Below are 23,592 nucleotides of genomic sequence, written 5' to 3' on the forward strand. Positions count from 1 at the left end.
ATAAAATTTATGGAGGTATATCATGAAAACAAAAAAAATCAAATCTTCATTGCAAGGATTTCTCCTTGTACTTGTGGCCGCAATTACTCTGACCGCTTGCGGAATGACAGAAAGCTCAAAAGGTACCATAATGTCTTTGACTGGAAATGAGAATGGCAGTGTACTCTTTACCTCAACGATCAATACTCGCCACTCTACGTCCGGAATCGAAAACGGCAGGGCAGGTTTTACTGGCGAGTATCTTGTCGAAAGCGTTTCCGGTGATGAAAAGGACAGCCAACTTGAATATTGGGAAATCAACGAATTTGAGGAATGGATGGAACATCAGCGCACCGAAAATAAAAAACTTGCAGATAGTGGTGACAAATCCTTTTATTATAAAAATGCCAATAGCGATTATATCTGCCGTGAATGGACGCAGGAGGATGTAGATACCCTTTATGCTCAATGGCAGAAACAGATTGCCCTAATGAAGCAAGGGTACCATTACACGAAGCCTATCACGCTTTCAGACGGTGGCGTCCTTGTCGGTGTGTTTGACCCTGAAACATGGAATGCCAAATCCGAATCGGTTCCCGGCTCAACAATCATAACCCTGCCAGATGGCTCTGCGGTTGATTTAGGTCATTTCGATACATCAAGCGAGGCTGCAGAAGCAGTCAAGAGATATTTGAGCCAGCAGGCAAAAGATGGGGTGCTTACACAGCATGAAGCTGATACCATACTAACTCATGGTTCGGTAGAATAATTTATTATTGTATCTCAAAGTCATTCTTAAGATCTACTTTATACTGGATGAATAATAAACTTTTGAAAGGCTCCCTACTTGTGGGAGTCTTTCAATTACCTTGGTATATTTTTATATTAAAGCAAAATAATTTTACTTTCTATCTTTAGTTACTAAAATCATTATCTTGACAAGTGTACTCATCCGACATACAATGTACTTATACGACAAATACATTGTATGTTGTAAGGAGGTATCTTGTGGAGATAATCATAAGCAGTAACACAAGCAAGCCTATTTACGAACAGATTACATCACAGATAAAGGCGTTGGTTATGAGTGGAGAATTGCAGACAGGTGACCCTATTCCTTCAATGCGTTCATTAGCAAAATCACTTCATATTAGTGTAATTACTGTTCAAAAGGCTTATGAAGATTTACAGCGGGATGGTTTTATAGAAACTACTGTAGGTAGAGGTAGTTTTATAGCCGCTCAAAACAAAGATTTTTATCAAGAAGAACAGCAACGTAAAGCAGAGGAACATTTACAAATTGCTGCTGAAATTGGACGAATGAGTAATATCTCGCTAGAAAAACTGACCGAATTACTCTCGCTGTTCTATACAGAGGAGGAATAATATGGATTATGCTTTAGAATTGAAAGATGTATCCAAAGTTTATATGAAATCAGATTTTGCTTTAGAAAAGATTTCATTTTCTTTGCCCAGTGGCTCTATTATGGGTTTTGTAGGAGAGAATGGTGCAGGAAAAACAACTACTATCGGCTGTATATTAAATACAATTTTTAAGGATTCTGGCACTATAAAATTGCTTGGAAAGGAAATGTTGGATGAAGATACTGAACTTAGAGAAGATATCGGAGTTGTTTATGATGGTGATAATTTTCCTGGTTATCTAACGGCATTTCAGTTAGAAGATATTATGCGTAGCTCATATAAAAACTGGGATAATACTTTGTTTCAAAAATATCTTAAGACATTTGACTTGAATAAAAATCAAAAGATAAAGACTTACTCAAAAGGAATGACCATGAAGTTGTCTATCGCTGTGGCTCTTGCTCACCACCCTAAGCTTCTGATTTTGGATGAGGCTACAAGCGGTTTAGACCCTATTATGCGTGATGAAATATTGGATGTGCTTCTTGACTTTGTAGGAGAAGAATGCCATTCTATTCTGCTTTCATCCCATATCACCAGTGATTTAGAAAAAGTAGCAGACTACATCACTTTCATCCATAAAGGCAAAATTATATTAACTGCAAGTAAAGATGATTTAGTATATAAATATGCCATCATGCGTTGTAAAGAAAGTCAGTTTTCTATATTAGACTCAAATGACATTATTGCCTATCGGAAACGAGATTATCAAATTGATGTTTTAGTTTCTGATAAAAAATATGCACAAAGAAAATATAAGGATATTGTCATAGATTGCACGACTATAGATGAAATTATGCTTCTTTTGGTAAAGGGGGAACGAAAATGATTGGACTTTTGAGAAATAATTTTTATGGCATGATTGGAAATATTAAGCTGCTACTTGCTTTTTTTATTGTGTTTGGAGGTGCTCTTTTGATTACTGGAAATTACACTTTATTAAGTGCATTTACTTTACTAACCGGACCGACTTTTGCCTTACTTTCTTTTTCATGTTTGAGAAAAGAAACAGCTTCAAAGTGGAACAAATATAAACTATCCTTACCAGTAAAAAGAAAAGATATTATTAAGAGCCAATTTCTTAGCCATATTGCTTGGACAGCTTTCGGCGTACTTATAGCAACTGCTGTTATCGCATTAACAGTTCTTATACATGGTAACAAATTCTTTTACTACGGTTTTCGGGATGCAATTACGCTTTTGATTGGAAGTGGAGTATTAGCACTCTTTATAGGGGCAATTTCATACCCGATGTTTTATCTTTGGGATGCTGAAGGAAACGAAGCAATTATTGCAATTAGTATTATTGCTTCCATCGGAATTACAACGGGACTTTCTTGGCTAGTCAATGCAATAAATGGATTCAACAACCAAATTACAGATTTTGAATATTACATGAGTGTGATATTTATTTTGGCGATTGCGATTGTTATATTTGCTCTGTCATTTGCTTTGACAGCTGCCATATTTAAAACCAAAGAGTATTGACCTTTTGAAATGAATAGAAAACTATCTGCCCGATTACGGAAAAAAACCGTAGACATGTCCTCATTGCATATATAGCGCTAAAAAAAGCCTGTATCTATTAATAGGATATTATTGCTTTTGACTTGGTTTTTAGGGACAAAATATAGATGACATATGGTAAAATAAGAAAAGTGGGATAATAGCTTTATAGGTTGGTAGAGAGTTTATATAATGTACATAAGTATGATTAGATGAGCCATTCATAGTATTAAAAAGTAGCTAATAAGGTTGGAATTAAAAAAATAATAAAATATTTAATGCTGCATTAATCACGAAAATTAAATATTGGGGAATAGAGTATGAACAGAGTAGAGATTATACAATATCAGGATGAATATTGTGATGATTTAAAAAGACTATCTTATGAGTGGCTTGAAAAGTATGTTCTAGTAGAGCCAGAAGATGAAAGAATCCTAAACAATCCAAAGGAAGTCATATTAGACAATGGGGGTCATATTTTTTTCGCCAAGTGTGGTGAAGAAATAATTGGAACGATATCTTTAATTAGAGTAGATAAGAAAACATGTGAATTAGCAAAATTAGCTGTAACTGAGAAGTTTCAAGGATTGAAAATTGGAAATAAGCTTATGGAAAAGTGCATACAAGTTGCAAATAAAGAAAAAACAAAAGAGATAGTCTTATATACTAATCACAAGCTGGTTTCAGCTATAAGGTTGTATGAAAAATTTGGATTTAAGCATATTCCTCTTATCAACAATAAATACCTAGAATCTGATTTAAAAATGATGCTGGAACTATAAAATAATATGAAAGGTTGAGATACAAATTGAAAAATTTCAATTGTACTGAGATGTAAAAATCTCGATGCTGTTATTTTATATAAAATCAAAATTAAATATAGAAATCCAAAAGAGGCAAAGTCTTCGATTGAAGTGCCCCCTGTCAAGTAGACAATATAAATAAATAAAATACTTTAAGCAGCATGAGCTCTATATTCAAGTGGACTCATGCTGTTTAATCTTTTTTGTAATCTTTTATTATTATAAAAAGTTATATAATTTTTAATATCAGTTTCCAACTCTTCAAAAGTTTCATATTTGCCTTTTAGATAATACTTTTCTGCTTTTAATATTCCCCAAAAGTTTTCCATTGGACCATTATCAATGCATCTACCAGCTCTTGACATACTTTGTTCCATACCATAGATTTCCAATCGCTTTTTAAACCCATGGGATGTATATTGGTAGCCCCTATCACTATGAAGGAGTGGTCTTGCATTGGGATTAGATTTGATAGCTTTATCAAAGGTTTTAAATACTAAGGAATTATTATTGCTGTGTCCTATTTTATAAGCTATGATACTATTATCATAAAGGTCTAAAATTGCACTTAAGTATGCCTTTTGACCAATGCTGTATTTAAGTTCTGTTACATCAGTTAACCATTTCTCATTTGGTTTAAACGCTAAAAAGTTTCTATTCAACTTATTCTTTGCAATTTCCTCAGCAGATACTTTTAAATATCTTTTCTTTTTAATTCTAATTACTGATTTCAACCCTAAAATTCTCATAAGTCTATATATTCTTTTATGATTATATTTACTGTTTAATTTACGATTAATATTCATAGTAATTCTTCGGTAACCATAGATTCCATCTACTCTTTCATATAACTTTATAATTTCTTCCATTAAATTATCATTAATTTTATCATTAACTGCATCAACTCGTTTAAGCCATTTGTAATATGAAGCTCTGGAAATCTCTGCCACTTCACATAGGGAAATTATGGAGTACTTCTTTTCTTTATGCAATTGCTGTATTGCTTCATATTTAAGACTATATGAGCTTAAAATCCTCCCCTTTCCAGCTCCTGTAGCTTTTTTAAAAAATCATTTTCCATTCTTAATCTTTCGTTATCTTTTTTAAGTTTTCTCATCTCAATTTGATCTTTATCTTTTGATGTAAGTTCTATTTTTCCTCTACGATCTACAAGTCCATTTTCACCGAATTCTTCATATTTTTTAACCCATTGATAGACTTGTTGATATGAAACCTCATAAATTTCAGAAGCATTATTATAGTCTTTATTTTGTTCTATACAATATTTAACAATTTCTATTCTTTCTTCTAAATTGGTCTTTCTACCTTTTGTCATAACAGCATCATTCCTACCTTTCGTAGTGTTTAATTCGTTATGACTATTATACCTTTTAACCCATTTCATTAAAACAGATCGAGAAGATATTTCATATTTTCTACAAATATTTAATTGTGTATCTTCTCCATTTAAATATTCTAAAACTGCCATTTCTTTTAATTCTTTAGAATACCTTTTCCATGTTTTACTTTCTTCTAATGCTTGTATTCCATATTTTTCATATGTAAACTTCCAGTTATCATAAGTATTATAACTAATCTTAAATTTTCTACATGTATCTTCTATAGATATTTCAGATGATTCAATTTCCTTTAAAATAGTATACTTTTCTTCTTTAGTATATTTTGATCTTTTAGACATAAAAATGCTCCCCTCTTAGTATCAGATTTTTATTTTTTAAATCTGTCTACCATAAGGGGAGCATATCACGATCAACTTATGATCCATAGGCTTCGTCTTTTTTTATTTGAAAATTAAATCGAGAAAAATGAGAAAAATGCCAAAATGTTTTATGTATGGGACATTACTGGGAGGGATAGAACAGCTAATGATGCTGGTACCTGATTTTCCGTAGAGAAGAAGTTGTATAGTTATTAAAAATTATTTTAATTGTGGATGGGATATTTAATGATGCAGTTTTAGCAGCTGCATGAATAAATCAATTGTGTCTATAAGAGCAAAGATTAATCAAATCATCCATATTTAAAATAGTAATACCATTTCGAGATGTACTTACAATACCTAGAGCACGTAATTTTTTCAAAGCACGAGCTACTTCCAATCGACTTTCTCCAATGATTTCACCTACTTCTGCTTGATTAAGTTTGATCCCTTTTCCATGCAAATACTGAGTATAAATGTAAATGAAATTACAAGTTTTAATAAAGGCTGTATTGTAGCATAAGTTGATTGATTCAAACATAAAAAGGTTAGAATGGCGAATGCAATAGTCAGTCATAGCCATATGAAAATCAGGATTTTCCAACATGGTTTTATGAAATACTTCTGGGATTATCCGAATAGCTAGCACGTCTGTGATAGCAGTTAAAACTAAAATATCCGATTCAATTTTATACTCATTGTCAGTTGGTCTGCATAATGAATATGGAAAAATAGAATCCTTCCCATGGAAGCAAATCGTCTTTATAGCACCTTCCTGATGAGTAAGTGACAGCTTAAAAATCCCATTAATAATGTAATAGAGATATAAATCTGAATTATCTGCTGTGATCTCATACCCTTTTTTCAAAATGCACTCTTCTCCCTTGCTACGTAATAATGATTCAAAGTCACTGAAATGGTTTTCGAAATAATAGGACGAAAATCTCATCTTTGAAACCTCCTCTTCAGATTTTATTTTTCTAGCGATACAAGCTTGAAAATATAGGATTTAAATAGATAGGTATCTAAAACACTCCAGCTTATGAAAAATATGATATCACCAGAAGGTTTTTTCGTCAAATAACATTTTTATATACTGTGTATCATTTGATATAGACATCATTTTTGATATTCACTATAATTGAGCCATAAAGTTACTTTATTACATCAAATAACTAAGAGGTTCGTGAAGATTAAAAGGACTAAAAGAAATGATAGTAGTTCTTTTATGCTTGACCGACTTTTAGCACCGGGTGCAAATAAAAATCCAGGATTTAGTATTTATTCGAGAAGAGTTGAAACTTAGGTACAAATTATGAGGAGTGATTTTCTTATGGCAGTTATTTCGTTATTAGCCTTAGTTGCCGCCATCGCCTTAGGTGTGGCTTTTGGCAAAAACATTGGTATTATTTCTCTTGCGACAGCAATGATACTAGGTTTTGCTGGTGGTGTCTCAAGTAATGATATCATCGCCGGATTTTCTACTAATTTATTTCTTAACATGACTGGAATGTTCTTCTTTTTCTCTATTGCACAGGCTAACGGTGCATTAGAACTACTTTCTAAAAAAGTGTTTAAAAAAATTTCGGGGGCAACAAAGCTCTATCCCATCATGGTATATCTGGTATGTGTCGGTATCACCATTATCGATCCAGGGGGATTAACTGTATATACGTGCATGACTCTGATTACGATGAGTATTGGAGCTCACATGGGATATAACCCCATTATGATTGGTATTATCACCATATATGCTGCAAACGCTGGCATTATGACGCCGGTAGGATTATTTGGGAACACAGCTAATCTTATAATTACTAATGCGGGATATTCAGACAGCTCAATCTCAGTATTTTTAAATGGTATCATAATGCACACAGTTGGCTGCATTTTAGTTTATATACTGTATAGGGGATGGAGAATTAAGAGCAATGAAGGTAGAACGGCTTCGATAGAAAGTATATTTGAAGATATTATGCCCTTTAATAACAATCAAAAATTTACTTTGATAATGTTAGTTTTTATGATTTTGTGCATTATGCTATTAAAAACTCATGCTGGGCTTACAGCTCTTGTATTTAGTGTAATACTATTGCTAGCCAATTGTGCAGATGAAAAAGAAGCATTCGCAGGAACACCTTGGGAAACAATCTTTCTATGTGTTGGAATTGGATGTCTATTGAATGTATCTCAAATATTAGGAGGTTTAACATTAATGACTGATTTGTTTTCTTCTATGTCTAGCCGATGGACTGCAGCTCCGATTCTAGGATTTACTTCTTCAGTAATGTCTTTTTTCTCTTTGGCCATTGCTGGACCTATACCTACACTGATTTCTACAGTTGCACAGGTAAATGAAGGTATAGGTAATGTATTTCAGCCAATTGAACTAATTAGTTCAATTGTGAATGGTGGATATACTGCTACTATAAGTCCTTTGTCTATGGGAGGAGCTATGATTATGGCAACTTATGATCAGCTTTTTAAACCAAATGTAGAAGAGAAAAACCGGGTATTTAGGACATTATTCTCTACTGCTGTTATTATCTCTATTATAGCTGCATTACTTGCAAACACTGGAATATACAAAGTTTTTACCAATATGTAAATTAACAAAAAAGAGATTGGTTTTATTACTGCTAACAAACAATTGTTGTTAAAATTATTTATAAAAATTATAATTTGGCATATGATTTACTTTAATATATGGAATCAAAACAAAATGCTTTTTAAAGGATTTATTGGAAAATTATAATTGGAGGAATTAATTATGGATAGGGAAATTTTGAAAGGAATAATTGATATGCATGTACATTGCGGCCCATCAGTAGCTAATAGACAGCTAGACGCTGCAGAAATGTTAAAGGAAGCAGAGGCAGCAGGATATGCTGGATTTTTAGTAAAAGATCATTATTTTCCAAGTATGCTGGGAACTAAAATGGTTGAAAAGCATTTTGGAAATGGCACTTGCAAGGTCTATGGAAGCATGTGTTTAAATAATTCAGTTGGCCTTTTTAATCTAAAAGCATTGGATACGGCAAGGCAAATGGATGCAAAGATCATATATTTTCCAACAGTATCAACTCAAAAACATATTGATGATCACAAAAATAGTTCATTTGTAGGTGGCGGAAAAACAACAGTTCCTGAGAAGCCAGTTTCATATGTTGATGAAGAAGGCAATATGGATTCTGCAGCTATTGAGTGTTTAAAGTATATGGCAGAATATGATATGGTACTTGGAACAGGTCACGGAACATTATGGGAAGTTGACTGTTTAGTTAAAAAAGCTGTAGAGTTAGGCGTTAAAAGGATATTAGTAAATCATCCACATTATAATGTAGGTGCTTCATATGAGGATATGAAAAGATGGGCAGATCTAGGGGCATATATTGAATTAAATGTATGTGTTTTTAAAGGCGGCTCAAAGATAGGGAATGTTGATGATATAGTAGCTAAAAAAATAATAGATACAGTAGGGGTTGAACGTATTATACTTGATACAGATTTAGGACAGGCTAATAATGGCTCACCCATAGAAGGAATGTTTAATTATATTAATTTATTGGAAAGAGAATTTGGCATTACAGAAGAACAGATTAATATTATGGCTAAGAAAAATCCTATAGAATTATTTAACCTTTAATAATTTTTATAGAGCTATTCCCCCATTATTATATGAGGATATGAGTATCAATTAGTGGATATTAAACAACATAAAATATATAAAAAGCAGCAAGGCAAAATAATTTAAATAATAATATATTAATAAATACAATAAAATTAATGGAGGTAGAGAAATGGCAAGAATAGAATCTGGCAATTGGAATAATTTACCGTGGCAAGAAGTAAGAGAAGGAATAACTAGAGTAGTTTTTGGAATGGGTGCAGATAATATTAATTGCACTATTAATAAAGTTGATAATGGAAATGAAGTAAGACCACATGCACATCCAGATAATGAACAAATTGCACTAGTTATAGAAGGTGAATGTGACTATTATGTCGATGGAACTCCATATAGACTAACACCTGGGTCATGGGTAACTGTACCTAAAGGTGTAGAACACTATATTCATGTTTATGATAGTCCTGTACCATGTATGCAAATAGATATTTTCTATCCATTAAGACCAGAATATAATGAATCATATAGTAAATTTTTAGAAGAAGAAAACAAATAACAGTCTTAATGTTGCTAGGATAACTATAAAATTAGTTCAGCAAATTGTTAAACGTAGTCTTTGTATATATGTAAATAATAAACGTAATGTTTTATTTGATAGGAGATATACTATGAAAATGCGTAATTTAGTGAAAGAAAAACTTGAAAAGAATGGATATGTACTAGGAGCATTTGTTGCGTCAGGTTCACCAACTAATGCTGAGATTTTGGGCATTAATAATCTTGATTTTATTCTGATTGATATGGAGCATGCACAGACCAATATAGAGACAATCGTTGACATGGTCAGAGCCTCTGAGTTATATGGAATGGCACCATTTGTTCGTGTTTACAATCCTGTTGACGGTCCAATGATGGCACGAATGCTAGATGTAGGGGTACATGGACTGATGATTCCTATGGTGGAAACTCCTGAGCATGCAAAATATATTATAGATAATGTTAAAATTGCTCCTCTTGGCAAGAGAGGCATAGGAGTGGGACGTGGTCCACGTTGGGGATGGTATGAGGATTATAACAGGGGAGAATGCAATGATAATACTTATACAATAATGCAATGCGAGACAAGAAAGGGAGTTGAAAATATTGAAGAAATATGCAAAACACCAGGTCTTGATTGCATTTTTATTGGAACAGCTGATTTATCACAAGATATGGGATGTCTTGGAGATATGAAAAATCCTGAATTTATAAATGCTATAGATAAAGTATTAAAAAGCTGCCAAAAACATAATATTATTGCAGGAATTGTTACGGGATCTGCAGAAGAGGCCTCGATGCGTATTAAACAAGGCTTTAAGTTAGTAACTATTATGAACGATCTTGGATTTTTTAGAAGTCAAAGTAAAAAACTAATTGATGCTGTTCGAGGGAGTATTTCATAATAGATATATTCAAGCAGCATTAATATAATTTTGTAGAATATGGATAATAGCTTTAAATTATTTTAATAGACAGGATTTTAAGAAAATATAATTGGTTTAATGTGTATAGTAGATTAATTAACTTAAAACTATATCTAGAGCTGAATGTGCCAGATGGTGACTGGTCATTCAGCTTTTTAATCCGCAGTTACTCTGCGTGGAAGAGTTAAAATTTTATTGTGATAAATTAGGGCTTACAAAATTTTCTGTTGGTCTGACACAGGATGTTAAGCGTTGATTTTAATTATTTATATAGCTGAATAATTTCAGCAGCTTTTGCTTTAATTTCATTAACTGCTTCAACAGGCTGTATGATTCTTATATTTTTTCCATACGTAAAAGCAAATTCAATCCCTTGCCAAATATCCTCAAAAACTATATCTAAGTAAATTTTATTGTCCCTTACAAATTCTTTACTTATAGTGATAAATTTTCTTTCCTTTATATGATTTATAATTGAGGGGTTAACCATAAAAGTAAATGTATATTTAGGAATTCGAGATTTATAATTGCTAGTAGATGATTTCCAATAAACTTCTAAATTAAAATCCATTGGTCTATCGAAGTGTTCGTTTGTCAAAAGAGCACTTTCTATGGAACTTACCTTATATATTTTAATTATTTCAGCATCTATTGAAATCAAATACCAGATGCCTCTTTTACATACCAATCCCAGTGGATTTAGGATTACTTCTTTTGTTTCGTCTGTTTTTCGATATACTATCTTGATTATATTGCTATTCCAAATAGCATTTTGTAATAAAGAAAGAATATCTTTATCTATAATCGCAGGATTCTCATTCCAAGTATGCATATCTATATAGATATAGTTTTGAATGTTCTCAACTTCTTTAATTTGATTTGGAGCAGAACCTCCTAAAAGTTTAAGTATTGTAGAGTATTTGAGTTTTTCAAAACCTAAGTCCTCTAAAACCTTGTCACCAGTTGGAATAAATAAAGAGTAAATTTCGTCATTATTTATTCCACTTAAAGAAGTTTTGTAATTTCCTAATAATTTTATCCCTCCATTTGTTCCTCTATCAGCGAATATAGGTACCCCAGCACTGCTTAAAGCTTCGATATCTCTATAAATAGTTCTGATAGAAACCTCTAATTTTTGAGCCAATTCATTAGCTGTTAGTTTTTTATACATCTGCAATAACATTAATATAGAAATTAGTCTATCTGCTCTCATAATATCTCCTTTCCAATATGACATAGGATGTCAACTATTATAAATTATAATGTATTTAATATCAAGTAATAGTAATTATATTAATATAGTATTAGTCAACTAAAAGGAGGATCTATGATGAATAGAAAAATTATAATGAATTTGGCAATGAGTATTGACGGATTTATTGCTGATGAAAATGGTGGTTTTGATTGGATCGTTGGTGATGGAAATAACAGACTTAATACTGAAAAACAATGGGATTATAATAAATTCTTAGATAGAATTGATACTGTTGTTATGGGGAAAAACTGCTATGACCAAAAATTTTACGAGGAGTTTAAAGAAAAAACCGTATTTGTCGCTACTTCTAAATCTATGGATGATTATGAAAATATTAATTTTATTAATGGTGATATCTGCAAAGTTATTCTTGATGAAAAGAAAAAAGAGGGCAAAGATATTTTCTTATTTGGCGGTGGAATTCTTATAGATAGCTTTATCAAAGCAGATATCATTGATGAATTTATTGTAGGTATTATCCCAACTGTTTTAGGAAAAGGCAGACCATTGTTTTTTGGAAATAATCCTACTGTAAAATTAAAGCTTGAAGAATATTATATTGATAATGGAGTTACAGTCCTGTGTTATAAAAAGCATTGATTCCTAGCCGAAATCATTCAATATCTATTTGATTGGACTGGAATTGCGTAATTATTATTATGAGCATATCCTTTATTGTACTGCAAGTAGAGTTAAACAAAAAATCCAAAGGCACTGGGATAATAAGATCTTGGTGCTTTTGTTCTTTGTATTATGAATACCACCTACTATGTGCAACATCATAAACCTAAGAAAATCCTATATAACATTTACTGTTTATAAGGTTTCCTTAGGTTTATATATAAGTTAAAATAAAGGTAGGGATGGTTATATAGTTAAAAGTTATAAGAAAAAGTTTAAGAAAATAGTTAAAGTGATTAATTGGGATGTGACGAAAAATATGCACGTTTGGATTACTCAAAAAGTTTAATTAGGAAAAGAAAAATCCCGATGGAAGATATTATCTTATACACGCTTTCTAAGAGTGGTGTATGATATACTTAATAAAATACAAATAAGAAGGGAATGATATTCGTGAATTTTCCAACTAAAATTGGTGTAGATTCAGACGGATATATACTGAATCAAACATCTAAAAATAAAATAAATTCTACTTATCTCCTTTTATTAAATCAGCTAACTGAGATATTAAAACAGTGTATAGATGATAAGCTACATAGTATATATGTATATGGTAGTGTAGGAAGGGGAGAAGAAGTTCCAGGTAAATCAGATATTGATTTATCTATAATATTAACATCACCACTTACATCTACTGAAATAGAAATACTAAATAAGGAAAAAATAAAATTTATAAATGCTAATTATCATATTGTACCAAAAGTAGATTTTGATATTGGAATATTGGACGAGGTATTAAAAAAAGATAATCTATATTATTGGGGGTTTTGGATAAAACACATATGTACTTGTATTTATGGAGAGGATTTATCTGTCCATTTTCCTAGAATGAAACCTAATACTAATATATGTAAATCTTTAAATCAAGATATTGTTGATACGCTTAAAAGTTATAGGAAGCAAATAGTTGAAGGAGATTTTGATGATGGTATATTGATAACAGTTCTAAAGCGTATTATCAGAGCTGCATATTGTCTTGTATCAGCGGAAGATGAAAGCTGGTCGATAAATATTCAAGAAAATTTAGTTATACTCAATCATTATTTTCCAAAAGAAGAATCTTTTAAAAAAATTATGTTGATACTTAGGGGTGAAAAAAAGTTGATACATACAGAGATATTAGAGTATATCGATTATTTTACTATTTGGTTTAACCAATATATTGTATGATTAAGTACGTCACTCAACTTCTCCTTAAATACATTTGAGGAGGAGTTATAAATTAATTGAATTTATAATCGGCTTAGTTTATAATGTAAGGAACTGATATACTAAATATAAGGAGTAGGTAGAGATGAAAAAGAGAATCCTAAGATTTTTATCTTTCGGAATTGGATATTCTACTGCTATTTTTTTCTGAATTAGCTTGAGAAAGAGATAAGTTACCTAAAATTTTCTCAAGCTAATTAAAATAGTAGTTAATTTATATCGAAAGAAGGTAATTTAATGAAAAATAATAAATCTAAAGATAATAATAGAATAGAAAGAATAAATCCGGTGGGAGTTCCAGAGCCAGTTGGTAGGTATAGTCATATTACTAAAATACCAAGAGATTCTGAAATTTATGTTTTTTCAGGTCAAGTAGGAGTAGATTTTGAAGGAAATGTTTCTTCAAATCTTAATGAGCAAGTAATCAATACTTTCTCTAACATATCCAGCTTATTATCTAGTCAAGATCTAAATCCAGATAATGTTATAAAGGTAAATATTTGGGCTACTGAACAAATAGATTGGGATTTCTTTGACTCTAAGTGGGATGAACTTTTCGGTGATAATTCACCGTCTATGACTATTGCATATATAAACGAATTAGGATTGCCTGAATTAAAAATCGAAATAGAAATATGGGCTGCAAAGTAATTACTATACTTATTTTATTATAAGAAAATAAATAAACTAGGTTATTTGAATTAAGCAAAACTTATCTTTTTTATATAAATTTTAGGGCTTAAGTCAACAGAGCAATCTAAACATTAGATTGCTCTTTATAATTTTTTACATTCTAGTAAAATCTTGAAAATACAACTTTGTCTTAAATTTAGACTTAGAGCAGATTTAATATGCAGAATAAGCTTTACTCGTAAATGATTTAAAAACATCGTACTTTAACCGCAGGTTTATACTTATGGTTTTTATTTCTAAAGATAGTCTGTCGCTCTTGGTTCTGGGGGAAGTCTTATTTGCTGTATTCCAGATAAAGAAATTGTTGCTGCAATAGCTTCTAAAATTATCACCAGACCAAAAATAGAAAGTTAAATTATTTTCTCATGTATCTAAAATTTTATAAGGGGGTACAGTAATTATAATAAAGTAAATAAAAAAACTATTGACAAGGTTACACTATTAAGGTTATCATAGATATATAAAGTCTCTTATTGGAGGTGATTTATACGTTATGAAGTATTCAAAAGCTACAAATTATGCCCTTCACACCATGCTTTTTCTTGCAATGGATGCGCCAAATAAACTTGTTGGTGTACAGGAGTTAGCAGAAAAACAAAAAGTTTCTCCAACTTATTTGTCCAAAATATTGACCAAGTTAGTTAAGGAGGGAATGATTAATTCTTCTTCAGGTGTCAACGGAGGTTATTCTCTTAGTCAAAATTGGGAAGATATTTCATTCTTAGATATAATACATGCTATTGAAGGTAAATCATCTTTATTTGATTGCTGTTTAGAATCTCATTCAGAATGTGTTATAAAAAAAGTAATGCTTTCGGCAGAAGAAAAAATGGAGGAAGAGTTAAGGAATCAAAAAATATCAGATCTTGTTAAGTAAATATCTGTGGATTTATAATCCACTCTTATTTTTTAACAAATTATAGATATAAAGAGTCCTTTAAATCTTTGATTGCAAATTTAAAATAAAAGGAGGAAAATTTGTGCAAATTATACTTTATTTAATTATCGGAATAATTATCGGAATGTTTTTCCCTATTCAGGCATCTATAAGTGCTCGTTTAAGCTCTTATTCGAAAACACCTTTAACAGCTTCACTTATTGCATTTTCTTTAGGAACAGTGATACTACTCATTATAAATTTAATAGTAGATCCTGCGGGAATTACTATTGGGATTGATTTTTCCTACCCATTGTATGTTTTTGTCGGTGGAGCAATAACTGGTGTCGGTTTTAATCTGGCTAATATAATTCTTTTTTCAAAACTTGGTGCTTCAGTTACGACGCTAGTAACTGTAACTGGGCAAATGATTGTAGGAATTCTAATCGATCACTTTGGATGGTTTGGTGTACCAGCTAATCCTATTAGCATTACTACAGCACTCGGGGTCGTTATTATGATTTTTGCCATTTCTTTGGCTCAAACTAAAAAGAAAAAAGACTCAGCTATAATGTCAAAAGGAAAAAAGAAGGATAGCAAAATCACTTGGATAACTTTAGGTGTTTTAGCAGGATTTTTACCACCATTGCAAACGGCTATTAATGGAAAACTTCGTGTTGCAACGGGCTCTCTTTTAGGGGCTACCTTTATTTCTTTTTTTGTTGGCACGATTATTTTGATTAGTTTGATATTGATTACTCAACGTCACCTAGAGTTTCCTATGTATGACACTCAAAAAAATCGTATTCCTATTTGGGTGTATATGGGTGGGATATTTGGCATATTTATTCTAACAGGAAACATTGTCTTGTTACCTGTACTTGGATCGGTTCTAACTACCATGATTTTTCTACTGGGACAAATGATTATGGCATTAACAATCGATCAGTTTGGAATGTTTAATTTACAGAAAAGAAAGATTGATAGTAGAAGAATTGCTACTTTAGTATTGATGATTATTGGAATCGTATTTGTTAAGTTCCTGTAATCTTATATGTCAGATTAAGCATCAATTTAATATATTTGAAGAATTACCAAGTTATGCTAGTTTGCTAGTCTTCTCTTGTTTGGGTTGTATATAGTATACTCAAATTGGATGCAGATAACATGAAGTTGATGACTTAGGATTAGAATTAATGAAATACTCAATATGGCTTTAAATAAATATCTGTTGACAATAAGAAGATTAGATTATATTATATATTTGACTAAAATTCTAATTATATAGAAAGGAGATTTAATCAGATGATTATAGTTGTTCTTAACTAAACTATTAAAATTAAATAGTTAGAAATGCTTTAGAAGTTCTATGATAGAACTTTGTTTAATTATGCATTTTAAGAACAATATCATATATAAAACTCTTTTACATAAAAATAGAATAGCTACAAATGAATATATAAGAATATATATGCTCATTTATAATTTAAATATATGCTAAGTATATATTGCGGTATTAAATTTGATTTGAATATAATAAAAGATATTTATGTAAATAAAATCCTCGTGGATGATATTGTTTTCATCTATGGGGATTTATTTTTTATGCAAGGGGGAATGCCTATGTTATTGGAGGATCTAGATACTCTACATTTATAAAGATTAAATAGGTAAAGACGTAGAAGGTATTAAAAGTGGTGAAAAAAATAATATTAAAAATAAGAGAGACTTTATCTAAAAAATATTAATTATTATTTGTAGATGAATCTACAGATAATGTAGATATAAGCAAAATAAGCTAAATGGTAAATGAATTAAAAGATATAGAAGAGATGAGATATGTGAATAAATTTGGCCCAAACCCAGACAGTATTTACCCTAATGAAAATATAAAAAAATGTTTGTTATATATAACCACATATCCTTTTAATATTATGGGGAATGGATGGGAAAAAACTACACCTACTCTTGAAGAGTTACCTCTAAAAGGTGATACTGTGGTTGGTAATGATGTTTGGATTGGACAAAATGTTACAGTAATGCCTGGTGTGCATATTGGAGATGGTTCAATCATTGCTGCTAATTCTGTGGTAACAAAAAATGTTCCTCCATATCATATTGCTGGAGGTAATCCGTGCAAAATTATAAAAAAGAGATTTGATGATGAGTTGATTGATTATCTATTAAAATTAAAATGGTGGGATTGGTCTGAAGAAAAGATTTTTAAAAATCTTGAAGTACTTTGTAGTTCAGATTTAGATAAAATTAAGTCTATTAAATAACTTATTAAAGTGAGAATTATTTTTTGCTATAAAAAATTAAAAATAGTGGATATAGCTTCTGCTATTTATCTTCACTATTGAAGTGAACGAAGACTGTGATGATTAAAAAAATACAAGCTAATATTTATATTAATATATCGTGTATTGATTCAAATACAAGAATTTACTTGAAAGGATGATAACTATGGAATTTGATGAATTGTATGATATCGCAAAAAATACATTAAATCCTAGAGAAATCTCTAAAAATTCTTGCGCTGGTTCTGTTGCAGCAGCTATTGCGGCTATGATTACCGTTGGAGAAAATAGAATAACAAAAGTAATTGCAGTGTATGAAGATGGAACAATAATTCCACCATGTGGAAGATGTAGGGAGTTTATTTGTCAGATCCATGATGAAAATTATAAATGTTAAGTAATGATAGAAAAAGATAAAATACTTATGTATGATTATTCATAGTGGGGAATGTAAAATATTATATTTTGAGAGGTGATTTATATGGAGCAGATAAAAAGTTGCAGTGAAGAAAAGGCGAATTATATCCACAGACGATTACAGGAGTATAATAGTCGATATATTACGGATTGTGAAGATTTGTCTTACTGTATTGAAAATGAAAATGGTGAATGCATTGCTGGTATTGTTGCATCAAGAGATATGGATTGTATTACAGTAGACTATTTGTTTGTTGATGATTCATATCGAAAAAATGGATATGGATCAAAATTGTTGATTCATCTTGAAGAACAAGCCATTCGTTTGCATGTAAAAAGAATCATATTAAATACCTTTGGATTTCAAGCACCGGATTTTTATGAGAAACAAGGTTATCAATTATTTGGAAAGATAGAACCATGTTTTAATGATTATGGACAATATTTTTTTAAAAAGGAGCTATAATAAAAGATTATTAGTATAACACTTCACAAAGTCACTAATTTTATATATGATTAATCTCCTTGATATAGTTAATTCATAGCAGTAGGATATGATGAATTGACTATATCAAATTAGAATTAGGAATGCTGAGTCGAGTCATAAGTGGCGGAATAGCTTTTAATTTGTTGAGTAAGAATTAGAATTTATATTATAAATATTTAACTTAGTAAATCTGATTTATATTGGCAGGTATAAATAACATATAAAAAAGTAGTAGTTCTTATATAAGAACTACTACTTTTTTATTAACAGAAATGCCAAAATAATAGACAAAATTAGAAAAAGTTTATTTATATGTAGACAATAAATCAAAAATGGTATACAATCAATATATAAATATATATTAAAGGATGTTGAGAAAAATGAAAGAAAATAATAAAGAACTATTTTGGGATGTAACTATTGAGGAGATGAAAAGAGGATATGTTGAATTAGATGAAAGTTACAAATGTATAATTTGTGAGGAGGAATTTACGAAGGGAAGAATATATCAGATAGATTCTATGTTTTATGATGCGAGAAAGGCTGCTGAACTTCATATATCAGAAAAACATGGTTCTACTTTAGAATATCTATTAAATATGAACCCATCATTTATAGGGATATCGGAGGTTCAAAGAGAGCTATTAATATTAATGGCAGCAGGATTATCTGACAAGGAAATAGCCATAAAATTAGGGGTGGCACAGTCTACTATAAGAAATCATCGTTATAAATTACGTGAAAAAGAAAAGCAAACAAGATTATTCTTAGCGATGATGGAATTAATATCATCGAGTACAAATAAGAAGATAAACATATTAGATAAAGATGCTCTATGTGATGCCCATAAAACAGCAACTACCATAGATGATAGGTATAATATCACTGATAAAGAAAGAGAAAATACAATTAAAAATTATATGGATGAAAATGGAGCAATAAAAACATTTCCTGCTAAAGAAAAGAAGAAAATAATAGTTTTATCTGAAATAGTTAAGCATTTTTCTAAAGGAAAGAAATACTCTGAGAAAGAGATAAATAGAATTTTGCAAAGAATATATGAAGACTATGCTACTATTCGAAGAGCCCTAGTAGAATATGGATTTATTGAGCGTACTAATGATTGTAGTAGTTATTGGGTAAAAGAATAACTTAGCAATATTACGGGAAGAAGAGTGGGGCTCCATGATGGAGCTTATTAGACATCGGGATTATGAGTAAGCTTAAAGCATCTCTAATGTAATACTATCTAATGAAGGAATATGTAGAGTTCTAAAATTAAATCATTTTAGAAACTGATGTGTTTTCCCCATTTTATAGGCTAATTTAATTATTTGTTGCTCTTCTTCAGTCATATTTCTGCCATACATTTTTTTAAATTGTTGAATAAGGCTATCATAATCTATCTGTTTTTTACGTCGAGCAGGTTTGATTTTTATATATGATGGATCATAGATCTTGGGTTGAATTGATGAAGTATATATTTTTTTAAATATTTCTGCAGTATAGTAGGCGTCATAAAGTGCATTATGAAAGTTATACGTTATTGGAATATTAAGTACTTCTATGGCATTTTGAAGACTAAGCAACTTTTTTTGAGAAATGCCTAAATGCTTAGAAACATAAGGTTGGAGATTAATAAACATTTTAGGTAAGGATTTGAGATCTAATTTATAGTAATTAGCACTCTTAAAGAGTTCTTTTATATCAGACATGCCCCAAATACAAAATATAGATTCTGTATTACCTATAAACTCGATATAGGCATTATAAACTTGAAAAAATGGATCTTCTAGAAGAAGCTGTTCCGTAGTAATGCTGGTTAATTCTGTAATAAATGAATTTACCTTTGAATAAATAGTTGGCTTTACAAAGCGATTAAAAACTGCTATGGTGTTAAAATCTAAATCCAGTTTTATTGCACCTATTTGAATAATTTCAAAAGGATATTTGGATCTTTCTATGATAGTATCTTGGTCATGGAAGGAAGAAAAATCCTGATTAAACTCTAAATCAAAAACAATATAATACATTTAAAAACTCCCTAATTACGTTTTAATTTATTTTTAGCTAAATGTATTAAGATTATTCTACCAACAAGGAATTTGAGTATGATTTTAATATATTGTAGTCTATGAAAAGACTTTTAATTATAAAATTAGATAATTCTTATTCTCAATACACATAATAAACTGTAAGAAGAAAATAGGGTGGTGTATTTATGAGAGTAAGACTAGGTTATGTTGCGATTGCTTTAAATCTTCCACAAGTTACTTCCTCAAGCAATATTACTTATACCTTTTATCAAAAGCTGACAACTGAAGAGAAGATTAGAAAGCTTAAACAAGTTACATATTCCAATATTGTAGATTTGAAAAAGATACTAGAATATAACATAGACAATAAAATACATTTTTATAGGATAACTTCAGCCCTTATACCACTTGCAACTCATCCAGATGTAAACTGGGATTATAGAAAAATGTTTGATGTGGATTTTAAGATACTTGGGGATATAATAAAAGATAATGATATGAGAGTTGATACTCATCCAGATCAATTTAATGTAATAAATAGTGTAGATAATAAGGTAGTAGAAAATACCAAAAGAAACCTGTTGTTTCATGCTAATTTATTTGAAGATATGGATTATTCTCTTGGTAAAATGGTACTTCATGTAGGGAGTGCGGCAGGAGGTAAGGATATAGCTCTTAAAAGATTTGAGAACAATTTCAAAAATTATCCGAAAGAAATAACATCTAAACTGATTTTAGAAAATGACGATAAAACTTTTACTGCAAAAGAAACTCTTAAACTATGCAAAACATTAGGTGTACCAATGGTATTAGATGTTCATCATCATATATGTAATAATGAAGGATATAGAATAGGCGAAGTACTACCTAGTATATTAGGAACCTGGGATGATGAGATACTCCCACCTAAGCTACATTTTTCAAGTCCCAAGGATGCTCCAAAGGATAGAAAACATGCAGATTTTATTGATGGTCATGATTTTGTAGAATTTATAGAAATTTGTAAACCTTTAAATAGAGATATAGACATAATGATAGAAGCAAAAAAGAAAGATATTGCTTTATTTAGACTTGTAGAATCCATAAAAAATTTAAGAAAAGAATGGAAATGGGTAGATTCCTCTACATTTGAATTTTAGATATTAGGTTGGGGATTGACTATTATATAGAGAGATTATAAAATAAGTGATGGAGGGCGTAATGATTTTGAAAACCCTCTTGAAATTTAGAATAAATATCTTAGAAGAAAGGGACCAATATGAATATAGCATTTTTCCTAACACCTAAAAGTGAAATTGTATATGAAACGATAGATTCGACCATGAGACAAGCTTTAGAGAAAATGGAGCATCATAGATATACGGCAATACCACTAATTGATAGAAAGGGTAAATATGTTGGTGCTATTACTGAAGGTGATTTACTCTGGAAGCTTAAGAATACCAGTGGACTTACAATTGAAGGCACAAATAATATATCAATAAAGGATGTTCATAGACATACACAAAGTAACACCGTATCAATTAGCGCGAATATGGAGGATTTAATTTTACTTGCGAAGAACCAAAACTTTGTTCCAGTAATAGATGATCAAGGAATATTTATAGGAATCATAAAGAGAAGCGATATTATCAATTATTGTGCAGATTTATTATTTAAAGATAAAGTAAATCAAAGAAATTAAAGGTAGACTTCAGATATCTGAAGTCTACCTTTAATTTTATACTTAACTTACAGCTTATTATTTTTAGTAATTTGCCATATAACCCCTGATTTGGGGTAAAATTCATCGGGTTCATCTTCAGGCGTAACTGCGAAATCAAGTATATACATGGCTTGGTCAGGTCCAAATACTACATCAATTGGCCTTTCAAAGCCTCCTCCGCCTGTATAAGATGCTGGAAGACCAGATTTATTAATGGCGAAATCAGTTACTTCTCCTGTTTCCATATCAATTCTTGATATTCTATGACCTACATGAGGAAGGGGGTTACCTCCTGTGGTTTCTGGAGCTTCACTGCCAAATTCTGCAATATAAACATCTCCATATGGACCGAAATCACTATAATTAAAATCAAAACCCATTATTGCAGAGTGTGGGGTAAATAGGGCAAATGGCCTTGGAGGAACCATTGGATGTTCAGCTAGTAAAAATCTAGGCTGAGCCTCATCTTCTGGCTTGAATTTTGGTAGTGTTATTGGAAGACCTCCAGTGTAGTCAGGCCAGCCATACCAAGTTCCAGGAATAATCATATGAAATTCATCTGGCGAGTTATTAATAGGTCTGCTTCCTCTAACATCTGCACCATGATTTGTACTAAATAATCTATTGAATCTGTCAAATTTTAATCTAAATGGATTCCTAAGACCCCAAGCGATTAGCTCAAGGTTCGAACCATCAAGATTTGATCTAAGTATACTGCCACTAGCTCTTACAATGCCTTTTACTGTTTCATAAGACGTACCTGGTACACCAAATGGTGAATATGCACCAGTGCAGGTATAGTCATTTGGTGATGCAGTCTGAATATTTTTAGTTATAAAATTTTCTCCATTTAAGACTATATTATTTCCAGGATAATCGTGGAAAAAGGGATATCTTTCTATCCAGCTATTATCTAGCCCTACTACACCAGAATTAGTAGCTGTCCCTTGTCCAAAATACATCTTTCCATCAGGGCCAAAAATTATTTGATTGTTATGATGGTCCCCATAGCTAGGAAGGCCAGAAATTATATTCTCCTTTGTTCCGTCAGGCTTTACTATGGTTATAAATCCTCTATGAGATACATAGATATTTCCATTAAGATAATTTATTCCTGTTAATGGAGGATTGAAATCTTCTGCAATTATTTCAAAACCATTGTTAGAAAGACGCAGAACTTTGCCATTACCAGATATTACTCCAGCATCGGCTATGAGAATTTCTCCCTTTTCCGTAAAAACCATACTTATAGGAGTGTCTAATCCTTGTGCGAATACGTCTATCTTATAGCCTAAAGGGACCCTTATGTCTGAGGGATTAAGTTTTCTTTTATAGTTTTTTTTATGTTCACTAGATAGTTTCATTGAGTTAGAAAGTTGTTCTTGTCTTCTCATAAAAAAACTCCTTT

General features: G+C 30.9%; 24 protein-coding genes and 1 pseudogene. 20 read left to right on the top strand and 5 right to left on the bottom strand.

Annotated elements, in window-relative coordinates; genetic code table 11:
* Positions 1–22 precede the first annotated feature (22 nt).
* From RDK80_RS08605 to RDK80_RS08625, 5 genes are all read left to right on the top strand, one after another.
* A complete protein-coding gene (locus RDK80_RS08605; protein WP_308524051.1) occupies positions 23–748 on the top strand; it encodes a hypothetical protein in 726 nt (241 codons plus the stop codon).
* A 239-nt stretch (positions 749–987) separates the two neighbouring features.
* Positions 988–1,365: a GntR family transcriptional regulator gene (locus RDK80_RS08610; protein ID WP_308524090.1), complete on the top strand. Its 378-nt coding sequence runs from the start codon at positions 988–990 to the stop codon at positions 1,363–1,365.
* Between the two features lies 1 nt (position 1,366).
* Complete coding sequence (locus RDK80_RS08615; protein ID WP_308524052.1) at positions 1,367–2,233, top strand: ABC transporter ATP-binding protein; 867 nt, start codon at positions 1,367–1,369, stop codon at positions 2,231–2,233.
* Entirely contained in the window at positions 2,230–2,892 is a 663-nt protein-coding gene (locus tag RDK80_RS08620; protein WP_308524053.1) for an ABC-2 transporter permease, read from the top strand. Before RDK80_RS08615 ends, RDK80_RS08620 begins: the two co-directional genes overlap by 4 nt.
* A gap of 338 nt (positions 2,893–3,230) precedes the next feature.
* Entirely contained in the window at positions 3,231–3,692 is a 462-nt protein-coding gene (locus RDK80_RS08625; RefSeq protein ID WP_308524054.1) for a GNAT family N-acetyltransferase, read from the top strand.
* Positions 3,693–3,865: 173 nt separating this feature from the next.
* On the opposite strand, the gene RDK80_RS08630 is transcribed toward RDK80_RS08625, so the two are convergent.
* Positions 3,866–5,412, bottom strand: a protein-coding gene (locus RDK80_RS08630; RefSeq protein WP_308524055.1) for an IS3 family transposase whose coding sequence is annotated in 2 segments (ribosomal slippage) — positions 3,866–4,767 and positions 4,767–5,412 — 1,548 coding nt in all. Because the reading frame shifts where the segments join, the coding sequence is not laid out codon by codon here.
* A gap of 298 nt (positions 5,413–5,710) precedes the next feature.
* Positions 5,711–6,301: a Crp/Fnr family transcriptional regulator gene (locus RDK80_RS08635; protein ID WP_308524056.1), complete on the bottom strand. Its 591-nt coding sequence runs from the start codon at positions 6,299–6,301 to the stop codon at positions 5,711–5,713.
* Positions 6,302–6,766: 465 nt separating this feature from the next.
* On the opposite strand from RDK80_RS08635, the gene RDK80_RS08640 reads away from it, so the two are divergent.
* The 4 genes from RDK80_RS08640 (at position 6,767) to RDK80_RS08655 (ending at position 10,503) form a co-directional block, all read left to right on the top strand.
* Entirely contained in the window at positions 6,767–8,041 is a 1,275-nt protein-coding gene (locus RDK80_RS08640; protein WP_308524057.1) for an SLC13 family permease, read from the top strand.
* Positions 8,042–8,203: 162 nt separating this feature from the next.
* The gene (locus RDK80_RS08645) at positions 8,204–9,079 is read left to right on the top strand and encodes a DUF6282 family protein (protein ID WP_308524058.1); all 876 of its coding nucleotides are present in this window, start codon (positions 8,204–8,206) and stop codon (positions 9,077–9,079) included.
* A gap of 154 nt (positions 9,080–9,233) precedes the next feature.
* Positions 9,234–9,617, top strand: a complete 384-nt coding sequence (locus RDK80_RS08650) for a cupin domain-containing protein (RefSeq protein WP_308524059.1) — start codon at positions 9,234–9,236, stop codon at positions 9,615–9,617.
* Positions 9,618–9,729: 112 nt separating this feature from the next.
* Positions 9,730–10,503 carry an aldolase/citrate lyase family protein gene (locus RDK80_RS08655; RefSeq protein ID WP_308524060.1) on the top strand — a complete coding sequence of 258 codons (774 nt, stop codon included), beginning with the start codon at positions 9,730–9,732 and terminating at the stop codon, positions 10,501–10,503.
* 283 nt (positions 10,504–10,786) lie between these two features.
* On the opposite strand, the gene RDK80_RS08660 is transcribed toward RDK80_RS08655, so the two are convergent.
* Positions 10,787–11,761 carry a WYL domain-containing protein gene (locus RDK80_RS08660; protein WP_308524061.1) on the bottom strand — a complete coding sequence of 325 codons (975 nt, stop codon included), beginning with the start codon at positions 11,759–11,761 and terminating at the stop codon, positions 10,787–10,789.
* Positions 11,762–11,854: 93 nt separating this feature from the next.
* Between RDK80_RS08660 and RDK80_RS08665 the strand changes: the two genes are divergently transcribed.
* The 9 genes and pseudogenes from RDK80_RS08665 to RDK80_RS08705 all read left to right on the top strand — a co-directional run bounded on the left by RDK80_RS08665 (position 11,855) and on the right by RDK80_RS08705 (position 19,594).
* Positions 11,855–12,379, top strand: coding sequence for a dihydrofolate reductase family protein (locus RDK80_RS08665; RefSeq protein ID WP_308524062.1), 525 nt, complete (start codon positions 11,855–11,857; stop codon positions 12,377–12,379).
* 465 nt (positions 12,380–12,844) lie between these two features.
* Positions 12,845–13,630, top strand: a complete 786-nt coding sequence (locus RDK80_RS08670; protein ID WP_308524063.1) for a nucleotidyltransferase domain-containing protein — start codon at positions 12,845–12,847, stop codon at positions 13,628–13,630.
* Between the two features lie 276 nt (positions 13,631–13,906).
* Positions 13,907–14,320 (top strand): RidA family protein, encoded by a 414-nt coding sequence (locus tag RDK80_RS08675; protein ID WP_094904407.1) that lies wholly within the window; start codon positions 13,907–13,909, stop codon positions 14,318–14,320.
* Positions 14,321–14,855: 535 nt separating this feature from the next.
* Positions 14,856–15,239 (top strand): Rrf2 family transcriptional regulator, encoded by a 384-nt coding sequence (locus tag RDK80_RS08680; protein WP_308524064.1) that lies wholly within the window; start codon positions 14,856–14,858, stop codon positions 15,237–15,239.
* Positions 15,240–15,342: 103 nt separating this feature from the next.
* Positions 15,343–16,287, top strand: coding sequence for a DMT family transporter (locus tag RDK80_RS08685; RefSeq protein WP_308524065.1), 945 nt, complete (start codon positions 15,343–15,345; stop codon positions 16,285–16,287).
* An 862-nt stretch (positions 16,288–17,149) separates the two neighbouring features.
* A pseudogene (locus tag RDK80_RS08690) lies at positions 17,150–17,521 on the top strand (CatB-related O-acetyltransferase); the annotation flags it as partial.
* A gap of 184 nt (positions 17,522–17,705) precedes the next feature.
* On the top strand, positions 17,706–17,936 hold the full coding sequence (locus RDK80_RS08695) for a hypothetical protein (RefSeq protein WP_094903386.1): 231 nt from the start codon (positions 17,706–17,708) through the stop codon (positions 17,934–17,936).
* Between the two features lie 84 nt (positions 17,937–18,020).
* On the top strand, positions 18,021–18,422 hold the full coding sequence (locus tag RDK80_RS08700) for a GNAT family N-acetyltransferase (protein WP_094903388.1): 402 nt from the start codon (positions 18,021–18,023) through the stop codon (positions 18,420–18,422).
* Positions 18,423–18,823: 401 nt separating this feature from the next.
* Complete coding sequence (locus RDK80_RS08705) at positions 18,824–19,594, top strand: DUF2087 domain-containing protein (protein WP_308524067.1); 771 nt, start codon at positions 18,824–18,826, stop codon at positions 19,592–19,594.
* Between the two features lie 132 nt (positions 19,595–19,726).
* Here the strand turns inward: RDK80_RS08705 and RDK80_RS08710 are convergent, their stop codons facing one another.
* The gene (locus RDK80_RS08710) at positions 19,727–20,476 is read right to left on the bottom strand and encodes a 3'-5' exonuclease (protein ID WP_308524068.1); all 750 of its coding nucleotides are present in this window, start codon (positions 20,474–20,476) and stop codon (positions 19,727–19,729) included.
* A 188-nt stretch (positions 20,477–20,664) separates the two neighbouring features.
* Here RDK80_RS08710 and uvsE point away from each other — a divergent pair, with 188 nt between their 5' ends.
* Positions 20,665–21,618: a UV DNA damage repair endonuclease UvsE gene (gene uvsE / locus RDK80_RS08715; RefSeq protein WP_308524069.1), complete on the top strand. Its 954-nt coding sequence runs from the start codon at positions 20,665–20,667 to the stop codon at positions 21,616–21,618.
* Between the two features lie 119 nt (positions 21,619–21,737).
* A complete protein-coding gene (locus RDK80_RS08720; RefSeq protein WP_094903390.1) occupies positions 21,738–22,163 on the top strand; it encodes a CBS domain-containing protein in 426 nt (141 codons plus the stop codon).
* A gap of 47 nt (positions 22,164–22,210) precedes the next feature.
* Here RDK80_RS08720 and RDK80_RS08725 read toward each other — a convergent pair whose 3' ends face one another.
* A complete protein-coding gene (locus RDK80_RS08725; protein WP_308524070.1) occupies positions 22,211–23,578 on the bottom strand; it encodes a hypothetical protein in 1,368 nt (455 codons plus the stop codon).
* Positions 23,579–23,592: the final 14 nt, after the last annotated feature.

It is taken from the genome of uncultured Tissierella sp. (assembly GCF_902479755.1).
Lineage (GTDB): Bacteria > Bacillota > Clostridia > Tissierellales > Tissierellaceae > Tissierella > Tissierella carlieri.

Excerpts from the sequence above, each read along its gene's own strand:
- RDK80_RS08650 (WP_308524059.1), top strand. The coding sequence starts at position 9,234 with ATGGCAAGAATAGAATCTGGCAATTGGAATAATTTACCGTGGCAAGAA.
- RDK80_RS08615 (WP_308524052.1), top strand. The coding sequence starts at position 1,367 with ATGGATTATGCTTTAGAATTGAAAGATGTATCCAAAGTTTATATGAAA.
- RDK80_RS08695 (WP_094903386.1), top strand. The coding sequence starts at position 17,706 with ATGGAATTTGATGAATTGTATGATATCGCAAAAAATACATTAAATCCT.
- RDK80_RS08640 (WP_308524057.1), top strand. The coding sequence starts at position 6,767 with ATGGCAGTTATTTCGTTATTAGCCTTAGTTGCCGCCATCGCCTTAGGT.
- RDK80_RS08665 (WP_308524062.1), top strand. The coding sequence starts at position 11,855 with ATGAATAGAAAAATTATAATGAATTTGGCAATGAGTATTGACGGATTT.
- RDK80_RS08670 (WP_308524063.1), top strand. The coding sequence starts at position 12,845 with ATGATATTCGTGAATTTTCCAACTAAAATTGGTGTAGATTCAGACGGA.
- RDK80_RS08675 (WP_094904407.1), top strand. The coding sequence starts at position 13,907 with ATGAAAAATAATAAATCTAAAGATAATAATAGAATAGAAAGAATAAAT.
- RDK80_RS08645 (WP_308524058.1), top strand. The coding sequence starts at position 8,204 with ATGGATAGGGAAATTTTGAAAGGAATAATTGATATGCATGTACATTGC.
- uvsE (WP_308524069.1), top strand. The coding sequence starts at position 20,665 with ATGAGAGTAAGACTAGGTTATGTTGCGATTGCTTTAAATCTTCCACAA.
- RDK80_RS08625 (WP_308524054.1), top strand. The coding sequence starts at position 3,231 with ATGAACAGAGTAGAGATTATACAATATCAGGATGAATATTGTGATGAT.
- RDK80_RS08680 (WP_308524064.1), top strand. The coding sequence starts at position 14,856 with ATGAAGTATTCAAAAGCTACAAATTATGCCCTTCACACCATGCTTTTT.
- RDK80_RS08720 (WP_094903390.1), top strand. The coding sequence starts at position 21,738 with ATGAATATAGCATTTTTCCTAACACCTAAAAGTGAAATTGTATATGAA.
- RDK80_RS08655 (WP_308524060.1), top strand. The coding sequence starts at position 9,730 with ATGAAAATGCGTAATTTAGTGAAAGAAAAACTTGAAAAGAATGGATAT.
- RDK80_RS08725 (WP_308524070.1), bottom strand. The coding sequence starts at position 23,578 with ATGAGAAGACAAGAACAACTTTCTAACTCAATGAAACTATCTAGTGAA.
- RDK80_RS08605 (WP_308524051.1), top strand. The coding sequence starts at position 23 with ATGAAAACAAAAAAAATCAAATCTTCATTGCAAGGATTTCTCCTTGTA.
- RDK80_RS08660 (WP_308524061.1), bottom strand. The coding sequence starts at position 11,761 with ATGTCATATTGGAAAGGAGATATTATGAGAGCAGATAGACTAATTTCT.
- RDK80_RS08620 (WP_308524053.1), top strand. The coding sequence starts at position 2,230 with ATGATTGGACTTTTGAGAAATAATTTTTATGGCATGATTGGAAATATT.
- RDK80_RS08705 (WP_308524067.1), top strand. The coding sequence starts at position 18,824 with ATGAAAGAAAATAATAAAGAACTATTTTGGGATGTAACTATTGAGGAG.
- RDK80_RS08700 (WP_094903388.1), top strand. The coding sequence starts at position 18,021 with ATGGAGCAGATAAAAAGTTGCAGTGAAGAAAAGGCGAATTATATCCAC.
- RDK80_RS08710 (WP_308524068.1), bottom strand. The coding sequence starts at position 20,476 with ATGTATTATATTGTTTTTGATTTAGAGTTTAATCAGGATTTTTCTTCC.